At 32.7% G+C, this 18,810-nt stretch carries 6 protein-coding genes; all 6 read left to right on the forward strand.

All coding sequences use genetic code 11. The features are described from left to right. The first annotated feature begins 2,014 nt into the window (after positions 1 to 2,014). The 6 genes from QRY16_RS19890 (at position 2,015) to QRY16_RS19915 (ending at position 13,322) form a co-directional block, all read left to right on the forward strand. Positions 2,015 to 2,371, forward strand: coding sequence for a hypothetical protein (locus QRY16_RS19890; RefSeq protein ID WP_289777781.1), 357 nt, complete (start codon positions 2,015 to 2,017; stop codon positions 2,369 to 2,371). 945 nt (positions 2,372 to 3,316) lie between these two features. Further along, positions 3,317 to 3,637, forward strand: coding sequence for a hypothetical protein (locus tag QRY16_RS19895; RefSeq protein WP_289777782.1), 321 nt, complete (start codon positions 3,317 to 3,319; stop codon positions 3,635 to 3,637). Between the two features lie 376 nt (positions 3,638 to 4,013). Next, positions 4,014 to 4,352: an F-box protein gene (locus tag QRY16_RS19900; RefSeq protein WP_289777783.1), complete on the forward strand. Its 339-nt coding sequence runs from the start codon at positions 4,014 to 4,016 to the stop codon at positions 4,350 to 4,352. Positions 4,353 to 4,724: 372 nt separating this feature from the next. After that, entirely contained in the window at positions 4,725 to 5,069 is a 345-nt protein-coding gene (locus tag QRY16_RS19905; protein ID WP_289777784.1) for a hypothetical protein, read from the forward strand. 327 nt (positions 5,070 to 5,396) lie between these two features. Next, positions 5,397 to 5,612, forward strand: coding sequence for a hypothetical protein (locus QRY16_RS19910; protein WP_289777785.1), 216 nt, complete (start codon positions 5,397 to 5,399; stop codon positions 5,610 to 5,612). 7,521 nt (positions 5,613 to 13,133) lie between these two features. Next, complete coding sequence (locus QRY16_RS19915; protein WP_289777786.1) at positions 13,134 to 13,322, forward strand: hypothetical protein; 189 nt, start codon at positions 13,134 to 13,136, stop codon at positions 13,320 to 13,322. Positions 13,323 to 18,810: the final 5,488 nt, after the last annotated feature.

Here is an 18,810-nt window from a genome sequence, read left to right on the forward strand (position 1 = left end):
ACTATGTCAATGAGAATTTCCAATGCATTACACTATGTCAATGAGAATTTCCAATGCATTACACTATGTCTATGAGACTTTCTAATGCATTACACTATGCCTATGAGAATTTCCAATGCTGTACTATGGCTATGGCCTATCGTTGTTGTTGCTCTATGTGTGATTATCATTGAAGGTTAAAGTTTGAAGTTTGGTGTCTAGACTTTGGATAACAAACCATGTTAAACACCAATTGTAAATTGATGGAAGCAATTTTCGGTAGACCACAAATTTTGAACGCATTACGTTCTCCACCACTGGCAAAAGTCATTAAAGCATTATTTGACAAATGGACGATAACAGTTCGGTTCGTATTCAATTCAATCCATGACGTACATTATATAAACAATGATTTATTTATCTATGTTTTAGTATGGATAGTTGTTCCATAATACCAAACACAAGACAAATGGCTGAACTCGACAATCCGTTCTGGTCAATGGCAACTGCAACAATTAAAAGCATCATAATTGAACCAAACTTATATTATGGAACAAACCCATAAAAGATGATTTATATGAATTATTCAAATGAAATGAACCTATCTCACAGTGAAGTTTTGAACATGGCACATTCTTGTGGAAGATGAACATTTTGATTTGTGGTTTTAGTGCCCACAATTTAAAGGTCCAAACAGATAGGCAGGTAGGTAGAACTAACAAATGCAAAATTGAACTTTAAACTAATCTACACTATTCTTTAGACCATTATAGATGGAAAAATGGATCTATGGACCTAAAATGGTGAACACAACAAACAATTTCCATTTAAAATTATTTTGGTAGCCATGACACCGAGACGAAACTAATTAGTTCATCATTATTTATTAGTTCATCTATTATCGTTGTTGTTGTTGTTCAACAACAGTTCATTGTTTGTTTTACCCTTTTAACTTGCATTCTATTGATGCCACAAACAAAAAATGTGATGGGTAAATGAAAATGAAATATTGGTTCGTCGACCACTATAATGGTTGGCTCAATCATTGAACCATTCACTTTTCCAATGTTCAACCAAAAAAAAAAAACGTAGATGCATATTCCAATGATAAGTTCACGATCGTTTCATCCATATGGTTAGTTGGGATTTCATAGGAGTTACCCTCTAGTCTACCAAACAATTATAGCGTATCGTTTTTAACGTATGGCCCCATTGGTTTTGTGTTGCCTATATAAAAGTGAAACACAAAAAACAGATTCGTTCATTTCAAATGTGGTCCTCACCATTGAAACATTAACTTTTCCATTTTGAAATCTAATTTTCATTTTTTATTTGAAAACATTTCATTTGGTTTCACATTTCCATATATATTGTGAGCTGATTGAAACGATTTCTTCATTCAATTTCTTCCATCATCTTCTAGAACAAGTAAGTTTTTTGATATTAATCTTGATATAGCCTTATTTGGTATTTTCGATAAAATATTCCTCATTTACCGGATTTGATTCGATATAATTCGGCCTTGTAATTTGATTTCATTTAAAATTGTACAATAGACAATTGATTGAATTGTACAATAGTTTATCCTTATTCGCTTACGCACATCCTTTTGTACAATCTAATTATAGAATCGATTTCCGTTTTATCAACATCCTCAATCTAGACTATTTAAGCACGACCAGATTCTTCATCAGATCATCATTCAATTGATTTAAAAATCTATTTTTCAAATCAAAAATAATTCCGAAATCAAAGTTAAACCAACCAACAACCAAAATGAGGGTGGTATTATTATTTATTGTTTGGGCCGTAGTTGCACTGAACATTGGCATCACTATATTCATTTTTAGTTCGGAACTTTACCGTCTTGTATCTTGGATGTTTGTATCGGGTAAGTATTAATCTTTTTTAATTAATTATTAATTATTGATTATTAATTTATTTATTTTCTTTTCAAATAGACAATGTGCACACTAAACGAAGTGTTACTGTTCCACCGTTTCCCGACTATTATTCGGCTCGAATCAGACGTGATATGATGCCGGTTTGGATCGAAAACGAAAACAGAACCAAATTGGAAATAAATGAAACAATTGATGAAGAAATTGGGGAAAAACAAGGCGATTTCAATCAATTGAATCAATTAAAAACTGAACTTGACCATAATTTGACCGAACAAATTAGGGACATGTTATTTGATGGTGTCGATGAACGGGATATGGAAATATTCAATGACACATCATTGTCATCTCAAACAATTGATGATGATGGAAATGTCATTATTTCAAGCGAAACCGACGATCAAACACTTACGGAAATGGTTGAAACGACCACAATTGGCTCGGTTCAAACTGTAACCGATGTAAATGAAAAGGTATTTAAATTATTTTAAATTTATTTTACATCTAAATGTTTTTTTTTTTAATTTTTGTTAAAGGAAAACCCCAAAACGACAATGGATTCAATACAATTATACAATAATCATTTTGAGCCAAAATCAATGAATGGCACATATATAACGTTTATATTCCAATTGGAGAAAGCGGATTCACCATTGCCAGATTCGTTTAGGTCATCAATCAATGCAACCCGTGAGGTTGTATGTCGAACATTATGTACATCAAGATGCCATTGGGAGAATATTCAACATCTACATCCATTCGTTCAAACCTATGGTGACAAATTGTTCTTCAATTTGGTTCTCATTGATAATCAACTATGTCCCGATGAACGACCAATTGGCGATGAGAATATTCAAAAACTATTGATACATCATCAATTTGTATATCGAATAACCAACTTGGTTTGTCTCAACTTACCTTTGTTGTAAATTTAATATTAATTTTTGTTTTTAATTGCGTTTCCATAGACATCATTACATTTGGTTGGCATTTATGCATCACGTTCAATGCATTTCATTGATCAAACAATTGATATTGCAATGCATTTTGATCATGAATCCGATCTATACTATTTTTTAAATGGATCACTTTTGGCACTTCAACTAACAATATTGATCATCAATATTTTTATCTATCACACAATATGGAATATTCGAATTGATCAAGTTAGTATTTAATAACATTTTTATAATCAATGAAGATTTGTTAATTCTTTTTCTTTCTTTTTTTTTATTTAATTTTAGTCAATCACGTTTGGAAACATAATTGTTCAGAGTATTCATATTTCCCGATGGAGACCAATTGCCCGATGGTTCCAACGAAATATTCGATTATTTCATTCGAATCGTTCGGTAGATCTCAATACACCATTGAACAATCTACAAGAACAATGGCAAGGAATGATTCCGTCTACGCCAAACAATCAAAGGAGGCGAGTGTTTTTTGAATCACAACAACCACTACGGCACCAACAATATGATATTGAACGACAACAAACAGTATCGTTCAATCATTATCCGATGTCGCCTATTGTTAGGTTACCAAGACCTACAAATACTCGACCGGAATCCATACAGTTAGCAGTAGCTGAAATTGGCATTACCAAATTTGAACATATCGGTCCTGACAACCGGAAAATTGTTGTCAACCGTGATTCGGATCAAAGTGATCAATTGTACTCCAATCGGGTTACACCAATTGTTCACAATGATTCCGGTGATGTTCGAATTGTGGTTGATGATTCTACTCAGTATTGAGAAAATTGAATCATTCCACATTTTATTTATGTTTATCCCCTAAAATATGTTATTACTAATTACTTATAAATTTATTAAGATTATTTTGTAAGATAAAAATCGAAATCTTATAATAATCTATTCAATAATAAATTTAATTAATCGTAACTGTATTTGTGTACGTGTGTGTTTCTATCAGGTCGATTGAGTTTTAAGTTTGCGCATACTCAAACTGGACATCAATGTTTGGTTTCTTGGATTTGTTCTATTTCTATTTCATCGCCAGTTCAAACCGTTACATGTCAAAAGTTTTGTTTCATTGTTTTGTTCACAAAAGTAAACATTCCAACAACAATCATTCTTCAAAGTTTATAAAAGAAATAATTAATCATCAATTATGGCAGAAATTACTAAATTTTATACTACGATTCGTGGTACGAAGTTGGACAAACAGATTGTCGCCAAATCGTCGTTTGGTAATTTTCAATCTTTACCAAACGAAATGTTTGTAGAAATTCTTCGTCATCTTTCGATTGATGATTTAGGAATACTTTCAATGACTAGTTCAAAGATACGTGCCTTTATCATTTCAACATTTATTTTATCTCCAAATGGGATTAGAAAATTGAATAATTATCAATGTTTGAATTTGAAAACTTTGTCGATTAACTACATTAGTATCATTTTTGATAAACTTGTAAACGAAATTCCACAATCCATTGGTATGTTATTCTAATTTTTTAAATTTGAAATCCATTTTCTAATTATACTCTTAATTAGGATACTTTTTAAAACGTTGTACATTTGTACTACCAACTAAAATACGTATTCACCTTTTGGAGCACATTTTTGAACAAACATTTGGAGCACCGATGCTTAAAGTGTTCGAAAATTTCAACTACCCCGTTGCTCGATTAGTATTTAAATCTTATAGCAAAATAATCAATTGTTTTGTTAGTGGTTGGTGTGATTTTGAAATTTATAAAGTTTACGATTTCTTATATGGTATGGAATTTGTTTATATTTTTTATTTATTATTAACTAATTATTATTTGTTATAGAAATTTGTGTGATAAATCGATTAATTGAAACTGTACACGTTTTTACAGTGGCATCATTTGGCAAATTAAAACTTGAAATCTATATCCGTTCATTTTTTCGTATGATATTCAATCAGTTACCAGAATCTGGTATTACAATACAAGAAAAGTTGAAATGGCTATTGACAAAATTGAATACTTTTACACGTAAACAATGGGCTAAAGTTTTGATGCTCATTTTTGGACCATTAAAGGAGATGGGCAATAACCCAATAACTTGCCATTACATTCCATGGATTGAATTGGCTGATCAAAGCTTTATCAATAATGGTCTTGAAGATTTAGGTTCTATTGTTTCAACGCTTTATCATTATAACGATTACCTAAACATTGATCGACAAGGTGAATTTTAATTAATAACTTATAGTTTGATTATTTATTAATTTTTATTTTCATTATTTTTAGATGTTTTCAAAATATTTAAAGAAATAATTATCATTGATTTTCCATGGCTTCGTAGAAACATTGCCGCCTTGTTAGTTAATTCTGGAACAATTTTTTCTAATGCTTTTCTTCGTTATAAATTTCAAGGTATTTTTTTTTGTTTAAACAATTAAAAAAAATGTTATATTTTAAATTTTAAATTCATTTTAGAATCGACATACGAAGTTTGTACATATCTTATTTATATGAACACAATATCATCTAAACTAGATCGTAATTTTGTTCAAGTTGTTCAAATGACTAATGAATTGTTGATAGATTTAGGTGAAATTTTTGTTGAAACACATTGTCAAACGCTCTCAAATATGATTTTTGATCAATTTTTTGACATTGTAAACTTTGATGATGAAGATTTTGAAATTTTTGATTTCATTAATCCTCACATACATTTGTTAAGATTGTCATTTAATCTTGTTACCGATGATGATGATGGTGATCAAGAGAATCCTTAATTTGTTTCTTTGGTTTAATATGATGTCAACTTCAATCATCAAATTATCAAATTATCAATTTCACATTTGTTATCCTTAAATTAAATAAATAATTAATTTATGATTTTCTAATTATAGATGGCGCATCGATGAATCTCAATCTAATTTTTCTTCTCGTTTGGTCTCAAATAGGACTCTCAATTCACCGACACACATTCCAACAATATATGTTCAACTATGAAACAGGTCGCTGTGTTGTCGTCATTGTTAAGCGTTAACGTTAGCCGCATGAATATAACACTCCTCTTTGGTTGGTTCACTCCACCTTTCCTTTCTTTCAATTTAGTTCTTGCTATGTCAAGATTTGTTGTCCACTATGAACTTCTCTCGTCGTTGGTTCATTCATTCATTCATTCATTCATTCATTCATCTCATTTCAGTCAGTTTGTGTTCAACAACCGAACAGGTCGGATCACGTTGAAGAATTTTATTTTTGTTCTCGTTCCCACACACACCATTGAACATTGGTTAAATTTGGAACAAATTGAACAGAAGTTGTCAACACGTGTGTTCTAATATAAATTAATTAACAACAATCATTAATCAACAACAACGAATATCATTTTCAATGGTATGTACATTTTTATTATTATTTAATTTAATATTTAATTATAATTTGTTTATAATTTAATTTCAAACCAAAAACGTAAACTTAATCGCATTATTCAAACTTGAATCAATGATGATTGACGATTGACGAAGCCATTAACTTAAGTCAAATGCGTATTCCCATATCTAATCGGTTTCAAATGCATGCATCAGCTACATTGAATTTGGTAGAAACGATACGATTTGATTGAACTATTATCGAGTGTTGATTTGATTGTGTGTTGTGACTTCGGCCAATTTGTTGTTTTGCATCTTAAACGACAACATGATCGCAAACAGTCACACATTATCATCAGCCAATTGTAAATGTATGTGGCGTCCTCAAGTTTCACTTCACTTTTTTTGTCACATAGTTTTTTTTGGTAATTTTTTTCCGTTTTAAATATTTTAAACAAGTCGTTGTTTGCAAATACAACACATTGTTTAATTTGGGCGTTGAAATGGCAAACATCGTCAATCGCACTCAACTCAATCAATTTTTGTTTAAATTCAAATTGACATTATAAATCTGAAGTTGTATGATCCACATAATTCACATCCTTGTTTTGATATTATTATTTTTTTATTATATGAAAAAATGAATATACACACACAACATATACAAATACCCATCACCTCCTTGATAAGGATAGATCATTGAAGACATCATCATCAACTTCGACATTGATTGAATAGTGACATCAACATTTGAAACCATTGTAATACGATATATAAGAGGGAAAAAAAGATTGATTTGAGTCTGAAACATTTGCGATCTATCCATTCAATTCATTTAATCGATCAATTGATGATCAAACATTGACACTCATCAAAACCAATCGTTTCATTGACATCCAATTAACTTATTTGAACATTACTAATTAATTTACTTTGTTCTTTATTTAGATTTTAATCAGTGTTCTATACCTCAATGAAATGATTGACATGGAATAACAATTTTGCTATTTTAAACCAAAAAAATAAAAGTGATGAAGAAGAAATATCAACAAGAAAGCATGATATATTCCAATTCATTGCTGAAACCATTGCTAGTCGACCAACACCACCAAAACCAACGAATACGATCAAAAATGTCGACATTATCGATCAAACGATTATCTTTATTATCATTATCATCTACCACAATTGTTCTTCTATATCTACAATGTTCATCATTATTACTATTATCATCATCAACAACGATGGCAATGGAATCGATCATTCCAAATGATTTAATCGTAACAAGATGTAAACAAAATTGTCCACAACAATTGGTAAGTTATCTTTCTTTCATTCTTTCTTTCTTTAAAAAAGCGCACGCAATTCTTATAAATTTAGTATCAACCAAATCGTTTTCTATCTAACAAAAACAAATTAATGTCACCATTTAAACTTGAATTGTTGGAAATCTTTATTTTTTATATATATAGTACATTTCTATACATTCCCATATCTTTGAACGATTAAACCATTCTTTTGATCTAATGGTTCATTCAAATTTGGGTACACAACAAAAACCATACAAATGCTTTTTGCCTAGACCATATCAAGACATTGTACCAGTCCAGTCAGTTACCATTGTCCCCGTAATCGAAAGTTTAGGATTTAAATTGTTATTATTATCGGGAAAAGGATTATGATCGAGAGGAAAACTAAAAAGACCATTTTCCATTCATAAAATTTCATTCATTTAACTCATTTCATAATCGGCGTCTTCCTTTTTCATTCTGCTGGTTACACCTGAGTGATGATGTGCCAATCATCTTGTCTTATCATCATAACTCATTGTGAGGTTGTCTTTATGGTCACTTTATTTTACCTTCTTTTTTGTAATTTTAAACGGACATGTTGCATATTTTGGAGAAAAGGTACAATGACATTTGTAATTTAATAGGTTAGAGTTTGTGTCTTGTATGCAATGACTTTGATCTCTTGTCCACCTGTTGACCACCATCACCACCACAACCCAACCGGTCAAAATAGGAGACGTCGATCGTCTTTGTGGATAAATACATGTCGCACATGGCTAGTCATGCATCTCCTTCTCTCTATTCTTCAATTCAATTCTCACGTTTTCCCTTTTCAATCTATTTTTTTTTCTTTCAGTCTAGTCTTGCTTTATAAATACAACATAGAACGTTCTTACACATACAAATTTATTCATTTTCAATCTTATTCTTGAACTCATTCTTTATCTCCTGTTCACTTGATGACAATCCCCATTCGTCCTCTTGTATCACCTGTCCAGTTTTGCTTGATCATCGATGACACATTCTTTAGTGTCCTATCGTGATCGTCATCATTTCAGTCGGTTTCGTCGTCGTCGGTCGACGGTCAAAATTGGCGGTGATAGAATTTTGATTCATTCAAGTTACCCTTAACTTGACGGCAACAAACTAACCTTTGACATTTGACCTTACACACACACACACACACGGGACACAACCCGACGGACGTCGATGACGACCGAAATAGATAGAGACAAATAAAGAGAGTAGAGGGGGACAATAATGACCAACAATGATGATGATGATAATTAAATAAATGAAAGTATAGAATAAAATACAGGAAACACAATCAAATTCAATTCAATTCATTCTTAACATTGAATCTATGTTTTAAAAAATCTATTCTTTACATAAAAGGTGTAAAAATATTCGTTTTTATGGGTATAAGTCAAATAAAATATAATAATTTATCGATATGCAAAATTGGAAAAAATTGGAAAAGTTTTTGGGAGCAGCGAAAATTTTCCAGAAAGAAATGCGTCTAGAAAGAAGTTTACGAATGGCCCCTCCATTCAATGTGTATATATAAGGGTTCTATTCCCATTCCCATTGCATTGTACGGTTCTATACACTTTCTGTTCGATTCCACAGGCAAACAATGTGTTGCAGGAAAGTGTCCCGCTAAGGACTATTCAATTGAATTGTACTTGACATTCACCCATACAAATTCAATGGGAATTTTCAATGTCGTACTATGCCTATAGCCAATTGTATGTATGTGTTTGCCTTATACAAAATTGTATTTGTTTTATTGGTTGTCCATTTCAAACACCCGAAACAACACACACACACTTTGATTGACTTGGTTTATTTGTACAAATATTTGTCTATATACTTCGTTCTTTTTATTTTTTTTTTATTTTTTTATTTTTTCATATATGTCTCAAGTGGTCGATCGGCTGATCAAACATAGACACATACATACATACATACACAGCAACAACACACTTATGAAAGCATGTAAAATTGGGCCAGGAAACGAAATTGAACGTGTTGACTTGAACACAGGGGAGAGAGAATGAGAGTGAGGGAGGGAAAGATGATTGAAATGACCATTTTTGGTTCTTCAAGAATGAACTTCACGGTTCATTGCAATGGGAGAGGGAGAGAGAGAGGGACACATCCGTTTTACCTAGATGATTATTGTGGTTAGTTGCTGTTGGTGGCCTTTTGATCGTCTTTCTTTCTTTTAGGCTCATTTTGTTTTGATTCATTTCCGATTGTATCCACCTATGTTTGTAATAAAATAGACCAAAAACAGGCAATAGTAGACGGCGTCGATTAGCCGTAGCACATCAATTTGACTGAATGAACTTTCTTCTCATTCTTCTTCTTCTTCTTCTTCTAGTACTCCAATTTCTTTGCCAATCTAATGTATGAGTACGATTGAATTTTGATCTCTCACACCTCACACAGGCAAACACAAACACAAACACTACCCTCCCTCACTTTCATCTTGTACATAGCAATCATTGAACTTATTGGCCCATGACCCGGGACAACAAGAACAAGAATAGGGGAACAAAAAGAAGAACAAGATCAATAATTGAGAATAGATCAGTAATCAAAACTATTGATTGGGTAAACTTTGTACCATAAACTTTGTACCATATCAATACTTTGAACCAACACAATAACTAAATAAAATAATAATGAAAAAACAAAAATCATTTTTGTGTACACAAGCGCACCCTTAATTTCATACAATCTATAGATTAAACTTTAAATTTGTACTATATACACACTCTCTCTTACCATTAGATCAATAATCATTATTACTTTCAATATTGACATCAAACAAAAGATGTGGACCAAGCCCATGTTAAACCACTTTTACAAAAAAAAAATAAATTGTATCAAACTGTAAACGAAAATCTTATGAATGAAAACTGTTTGTAAAGATCGTGATCCACATAAGATGATGCTTTTTTTCATTTGATGGTGGGAAACAGGAAACTGTAGGAAGACTAGGGCCACACATTTTCCTATTGGGTTCAACTTTCTCACCAAATTTTCCAATAGACTGAAAAAACCGTTCATTCCAAAGACGACAATCTATAAGTTGGGTGGTGTTCATTCGACCCATTCACAAAATGGGAATGAAAAACGGCAGCTGACAATTTTTTTTGGTGATGGTGCGTGCTTGCTGCGTAGCACGGTATCTTCTAGGTCCCCTCTCGGCGTGTGTGTTTGTCACATATTTCCCTTGTGTGATTGTTAAGAAACAAATGTCCCGCATATAGTCGTCTGGCTTTCAAGGTGGAACGGTAGCCAATTTATATATATTCTCTCTATCATACACTTGATCCAATAGACATTTTTTTCCACTACTGTTGTTTTGGGTGAATGTCATGTCTTGCACGTTATCACCCTACAAAGAGCACGTGTTCCTTGAGCTAAGTATTTTTTGTTTTGTTTTGTGCCTTTGAGATTTAAATCTAGACCCACACAAACACAAGAACCGAAATGGTGGAACGTGTTTCACCATCTGCCGTCTTCCGTCTTTTCTCTCTCTCTCTCTCTCTCTCTCTCTCTCTCTCTCTCTTTCTTTCGGTCTATCATTATTACTTTCCAAATTTAGGGGAAACTTTGGCCCTTAGCGTAGGTCACACTTGTCTTGGCCCTCACACACACACTTCTGGGTCTGCCGATTTGCCTTAGGCCTTCTTCTTTTCCACCATACGTCTTGATTTGCACCTTGTTATGTTCATTTTTGGTCAAAGAATTATTGAAGAACATATGGCCAACACACAAGCATATTCAACTTGATTGTTTGTCGGTCAACTAAAGAGAGTGAGAGAGAGAGAAAAAAGGTCAAGAACGTTGACCAATCGATCGTTATTTTCTTCTCATTATTGAAATGTACGTGTGTCAGTATTAAGGGAACTGTTTCCGATCTTATGTCCTTTACCTGTAAAGAAGTAAAATAAGTGAATGTTCATCCATGCATCGATGGGTTTGGGAAGGTAGGGGAAATGGGGGTGAACCATCAAACATTTTTTGTGTGTGTGTAATGGTAACCGATCGGTGACCGTCAATCGACCTATTGAAAGACGAAAACCGTAGATCTTCATGCTTCAACAATCCAATGCTTTTGGAGAGTCTTGTAATCCTTAAACTCTACATAGACACACACACACTCGCACCCACACTTTGTTGTTTAGTCTATTGTCCATTTTGTGCCGTTCATTTTCATCATCATTTTCTTCTTCTTCTTCTTCTTTTTTATTATCGTTAAGTGAGAGGGATGGTTTGTGTCGGCTTCGGCTTGAACACATCTGCCTTTGCCAGTTTGATCATTTCATCTTGTTTGAAGCAAATTGTACCTGGCAAATCACTTACACAAATCGGAATTTGGCCAATATCTTCTCATATATCATAAAAAGAAAAAGGAAAAGGAAAATAGTATTCTTCATATGTTTGTGTGGAAACAATTCATGCGAAACATGACTTTGCCCATTTATGTTTAGGTTTAAGTTTTTTTTTGTTGTTTCCTTCATTCATTCTTCATATTGTGGTCAGTCTCACAGAGTAAAGGTTCATTTGCATCACAAATGTTCGTTAACTTTCCCACCGAATTTCTTCATTTTACATTTTTTTTATTATTTCTTACCGTAAAAGATTATTATTAAACCAAAAACGCATGTTACCGTCTCGCCTCATTACGTCTAACAACCAAAAAAAACAAAAGTACATTCGCCTACGTTAAATAATTCTTAACAAACGGTTTATTTCACATTTTTATTATATTTTAGATTTGTCATTTATTTTACGTTTATTTGATTTTCAAACCAATTACTTACTTCTTTTTGGTTTTTGTTTCAAACACTTCATTTATATAACAATGTGTTTGACAAACCAAGACAAACCAAAGAAAAACTGAGGTAGGATAATTCTTGGAATAACGTTTTGAACTCCCACGACGATTTTTAGCTTGGATGGTTGGAAAGCCAACCAACCTTTAATTGATCTTCATTTTTTTTCAAACTGAATATTATGCTTGTTTGTTTGAATTTTTTTCCCTTGAAACACCAATGTTCTTGTTCTAGTTCATTTGTGTAAATTATTATAGTTTCAGTTTTGTGTGCCCATTGTTAACCATTGTGAATTTATGGTTTTGTGTCTTTTGGTTATGTCATTAACTTGTGTGGTTTTACATTTGCCCAATAAATCACAATTCAATTCCAATTTTGTGCGGTTCAATTCTATATTTAAATTTTAAATTTACCAATCAGAGAAAAGAAGAGAAGAGAAGAGAAACCAAAAAACTTGAATCCATATATAAAAATGGTCTCTATCAATTTTTTGGTGATTCAATACTTATTGACTTTTGTACTTTTGTCGCCATCTCAAATAGTTTTTTTTCTGGTTGTCGTCCTTCTTCTTCATTTTCAATGTGTCTACCCAAACAAACCTAATCGCCGCACAATTTGTTATATATTTTTTTTCTTGTATTATTATTTAGTACATTGATTGTACTATAGTTTTATTTTATTTTATGATCATACAGTCGTAATCGAATACTTTTTTTTCTTGGTGTCTTCGCTTTTGACAACTTTTTTTTGGTGGTGGTGTAGATAAACCATTTGTCGAGGTTGCCTGGTTTGTGTTGTCATTTTTTTTATTTATTTATTCGTCAAATGCTTTCGATGATGCCAGACTTTTCACTCTCTCTCTCTCTCTCTCTCTCTCTCTCTCTCTCTCTCTCTCTCTCTCTCTCTCTCTCTCTCTCTCTCTCTCTCTCTCTCTTATCATGTGGCACATTGCATTGCACATATCATTGGGTGACATGTGACACTCTATGGCACCCACACCAATCTTCACCAGATGATGATGATGAAAAGACAACGAATGATCATTGAAATGGCCTCCCAAATCTTTTATTAACGACGATTAATATGATGATGATGATGTTGTTGCTAATATACGTCACAAACTAAAACCAAAGAACACAAAAAAACCAGAAAGACCATGACCACCACCATCACCAGCAGCAGCATAAGTTGCCGCCGAATTGTTCAAAATCTAAACGATTTTCACAAAACGACCGATAATGATTTTTTTTTTGGTTTTTCAGGCTTTTATTCCCCTATCCCTCCCCTACACACACACACACGCTTCTTCACACCCTGACATTAATTTATTCAAATATATATTTATAGATTTAATATACAATTTTTTTTAAAATGTACTTTTAAAGGTTATATTATTTGTTTAAGCAAAACATAATTTAATTTTCTTCTTCTTCTTCTTCTTTTTTTTTTGATTTATTCTCTTTTGAATTAAATTAGATGCGCACTCAATTAGATTTTTTTCTCCTATTTTGTAAAAAAATGAGAGATCAATCTAGATATATAAAATATAAATATATTTATATAATAATCAATTTGTTACTATTTAAGAGGGTAACATTTTGATTGCAAGGTGCACATCAAATTGAATTGATTGCTATCATTTTGACGTCTCTCTCTCTCTCTCTCTCTCTCTCTTTCATTTTCCCCCTTTCAATCATTTTTCATTCAAAATGATTTAAAAAAACATTTAGGATGCTAAACCTACTGTGTGTCCATTAACCAGATGCTACTGGTCATAGGTTTTATAATCAATAGGAGAATCAATTTGATGCAAAAGTGTTAAACGATCACTTAACCTGACTATTTCAACTTGCCCAGTTCACTTTTCATTGCCAACACATCTTCTTCTCCACTATTTTGCATATCTGCGATTATTCTTACGATTATGATACTCTCTGACACCTCTTGTGATCTAATATATCTTTTTGATCTCAGCTCTTCACAATATGACGGATGAGAGGGTAAAAAGTGATTGAGTAACAAAAATGAGGTAGCCATTTGGTAAAGCTATTTTAATCTACAAAAACGTTTTCCTCTATCAGTATTGCTGCTGCTAATCCATTGGATCAGATCAATCGATCAATCCTCTTTATTTGAAAATCTACATTTAAATGTTAAAAGTTATGTTTAAATATATAAATCATTTAAATAGATGGCAATTATCATTGATCATTTGGATTGTTTGGTTGGTTTTTCTGGTTGCCACTCGTTTTTGTTGTTGATGGCTATTGCATTTGTTGAATGAGACTTCCTTCTTTCAATTTTTGTGGTTGGTTGTTGTTGTTGCACTTTACATTGGAAATTGTTTATTTATCTTTACCATTTGGAAATGTTTCGACCTTTTGTCACCATTTAAAAATTATGGTAGTACGTTTGTGTGTGTGTGTGTGTGTGTGTGTTTGGCCACTCTTGTCCTTGATCTGGTTGGTCGTTGTCGAGGGGAAAAAACTATTTTTTTATCGGTCTTTCTGTCTTCTTCTGTTTTTTTTTGTTTTATCATTCTATTCCAATGATAGAAGAAGGTAAAAGATCACGTGTGTGTTTGTATGGATGAATGTCCATTTCCCTCTTCTTCATCTAGACTATCGTCATTTGAGTCTTTTACACCTGCCCACCAATGATCATGGCATAAAGAGAGAATCATCAAAACGTTAAAGTCGTCAATTTGTGTGACCGATCTCTATATTGCGTTGGATGCTTACAGAGGGAGAGAGAGAGGCTACGAGAATTAGGCATCAAACAATTTTTTTTTCTCGTTGCTTTAAGGTACAGTGACTTTGGCGGGACACACCAAACACAAACATACCAATATTTGGCATTTAGATGTGGCAAATGCCACGAAAATTCACATCCAACGCCCATCAAATGCAAACTAAATATACTTTATTTTTTTTTTGCCCAACTAGTTGATATATTCGTATGGACATTGATCTGATGCCGGTCAAATATCTTTTTCTTTTCGTCTCTTTTCCATTTATAAATGGCACAAACACAACTAAAACGACTAATAATAATCCAATATACACACAGACATAGACATAAGTATTGGTCAATAATGTCATCATGAATTAAGTATCAATTGATCTCTTGGCATCAATATTTTAGACAAGTAGTGTTCCGGTTTGAATTGATTCAATAGTGTGTGTGTGTATTTGGTCACACAATTATCCTCGCCACAGCCAAAATGGGAACACAACAAAAATCGATTTGGTCATTTGATTCGATTGTAATATTTTTTTCCATTCGATTTTGAGGCTATTTCTTTTGATTTCGTTCATTTTTTTTCTTGGTTTAGTTTGGGGGTTTGCCATTACCATTATTCACTTTTCATTTTTGATGGTTGAGGGTATCAGATCACACATGTCCACACATTTGTATGATGGTATCAATTATCAGTACGAAATGATTTGTGTGTAAATGATGCGACCAATTGGCCAATCTCTATTAACACCACCATCACCACCAGCATCGGCATTACCAAGATTGGCCTCAATTGATATTAATTGATCCCGTTTGCATTTTTTTTTCTTTTAACACTTAATGCCGCTACATTTTATTCATTTATTCGTTCTATATTTATATCCTCTACTTATATCATTGACATTGTTCATTTGTCAAGTTAGGGTGTTATTCGCCACACGACTTTTATTTCCTTCTTCGTTTGCGTTCACGATGACACAATCGATCTCGATTTCCAATGTTCATTTAATCCTCACGACCTCTCAATGACCGGACGAGATTGGTCAACTCTCCCTCTCCAACACATTTGACTGATTGGACGATCGTCAATCATATAACGGAGAGGAATGAATGGAAAGATCACTTAATAGTGAGAGACAATGAATAAGAATGTCTTTCCAAAATGGTCACCAACGGCGTTTGGCTTACTTGGTGATTGATTAGATCCAATTTTGGCTATATAATACCATCAGCAACAATTGTTTTTTGAGATTGTTTACAAGAAGGAAAGTAAAGTGGTATATTGAACCTAAGGGAATAGAGTTCAATGCATTTGTAAGAATTTAGTTCAATTTGACCACACCGAGTTGTGGTTTCAATGTCAATTCAATCAGTAGTGCAAAATAGGAATAATTGGAAAAGTTTTTGGAAGCGCGGAAATTTTTCGGGAAGAAATGCGTCAAGAGAGAATTCTACGAATGACCCCGCATTCAATGTGTATGTATGAGTGTTGAATGTAACGAGTTCCATTCTCCGACCACTACTTTACCCTTTCCATTCCGCCGGTGAGAAGCGTGTGGTGTCAAAGTGGTAGCGGTCCAAAATAGAACACTATTTACACGCAATGGAAATCTCCATTGCTGTACAATGGTGTACAATGGTGTACAATGCTATACAATGCAAAGAACCAAACGATTTCAATGTTAATTTAATTTGAAACGATCCAATTGACACAATTATGATCAATTTTCCTTTTGACATTTTCACTTTCATTCAATTACGGCCATAAACATGAATTTAAAGAAATAATTAATTAATCAACTAATTAATACTATTTACACCTATTTTAACTATTTAAACCTAAATAGAAATTAGCGCGCACTCTGTTTACATCGTGAGTCTCCTCTGCTCACTATTGTTTGTTTGACTGTTTTGTGTTTCTTCAAAGTTCATTTACTTTTCAACATTTATGATACAAAATGATGTTTATTCCATGGATACTAGAATTATAAAACGTTATATTACTTTTTAAATGTATATTCTAACAATTGTTTTCTTTTTTTACAGAATTTGGATGACGATTTGGACATTGCGTGCAATTCAACATGTAAAATAGAACAAGTAAGTTTTCACTTTTTCCCTATTTCATCTACTTCTTGATGTACAACTTCAATTGTTACATTTCTAAATCGAATTATGATTACCAATCGTTATCCATCACTATCTTTATATTTTGCCGTGTCAATCATCTTATTTAGGAACAACAAATCTTTCTCTGATTTGTTTTTCCGGTCTCCCATCTTCCATAAACATAATTCGCCTTCGACCTATTTACAACATTGAGCAATACATACAAAACATTCTTATTTTCGATTCCCATGGTTCAATTGAACAATTGAGGGTAAATTGTATGTCGATTTTATGTTCGGCATACTGACTCAATTTGACTTGCAATCTCTCGGCACACTTTAAACACAATCACCACCAACAACAACAAAACCCAATCAAATCTTTCCTGTTCATGTAATGTTGTTTTGTTCTTCTCAGTTGTGCCATTCTCTTTTCCTTTCGTTTGATTGCAAAAAAAAAGTAAATTGTCGGCTACGAATGATCATCACCGATTTAAGGTGTGTGTGTATGTTTCGAGTGAGAGTATAATCATAATGTACGTGAATCATAGTAACGATCAAACTATTTTTGGTTGATCAATGATTACCATGAAGGTGAAAGGTCGAAAGGACAAGACACTATGGGAGAGGGAAAGAAAAGCGACAACTGTCCATTAGCACTTGATCGATCTTTGTAATGTTCATCATCATCATCGTCTTCACCTTTTTTTTTTCTTTATTTTATTTAGTGACATTTGATGGTGACACACCTTGAACTTGCACTACCTGTAGAGAATGTGAGACGATCATAAATCTGATCGAATGATCAGTTGAGTGAACACATGTCATGACAATTTGTCATCTCGCTTTCATTTGTCAACTTTTTTTTTATTTTACGTTTCGTTGACACCATTAGTCTCACCATTTCCGATCTTATAGATGATGAATGTAATGAATCAGAAATTGTTTGTGTACATCCAAAGCATCAATTTTAATGCGGCAAATATCAAAACATTGCCAACTTATTTACTTATTAATTTTCAATTGAAACCTGGAAAATATATTTTATTTTTCACTTGAATTTTTCAAATACACCATTAATACCATTTGTGTAGGATCAATTTGTCCGATTCCTTCGTTCATTATTTTATGTGAATTTCTCTCTAAAAGATTTAGGTGTGAAATTGGCAATCTACTTTGATTTCACTAGTTTGAATCGATATTTGAAACTATTTTGTTTCTAAAAATAAATAAGAAAAAAAATAAAGTTTTGTGTGTGTGTGTGTGTGGGAAAAGTGGCTACAACAAAGACGGAACAGAGAGATTAGTGAATCAATCAGATTTGATCATTTTCAAATGTACTCCACTCAAATGGAGGACACTTTTACGTATGTTCTCCAGACAGAAACAGAAAACTTAGGTTCGGCATTTGACACAAAGCATCTTCACACAAGACATTAATGATTGCACTTGATTGTAAGCTTTATTCTTCTTCTTCTTCTTCTTCTTCTTTACTTTTGGTGATGATGCAACCAAACTAGATAACAAAAAGAAGAAACATCTCATCTCAGTCGGTGGCCGAGACCTTATCGGGAGGGGTATATTAGATTTGAATTGTAGTTTCACATTGCCATTTCTCACT

The organism is Mixta mediterraneensis (genome assembly GCF_030283135.1).
GTDB classification, from domain to species: domain Bacteria; phylum Pseudomonadota; class Gammaproteobacteria; order Enterobacterales; family Enterobacteriaceae; genus Pantoea; species Pantoea mediterraneensis.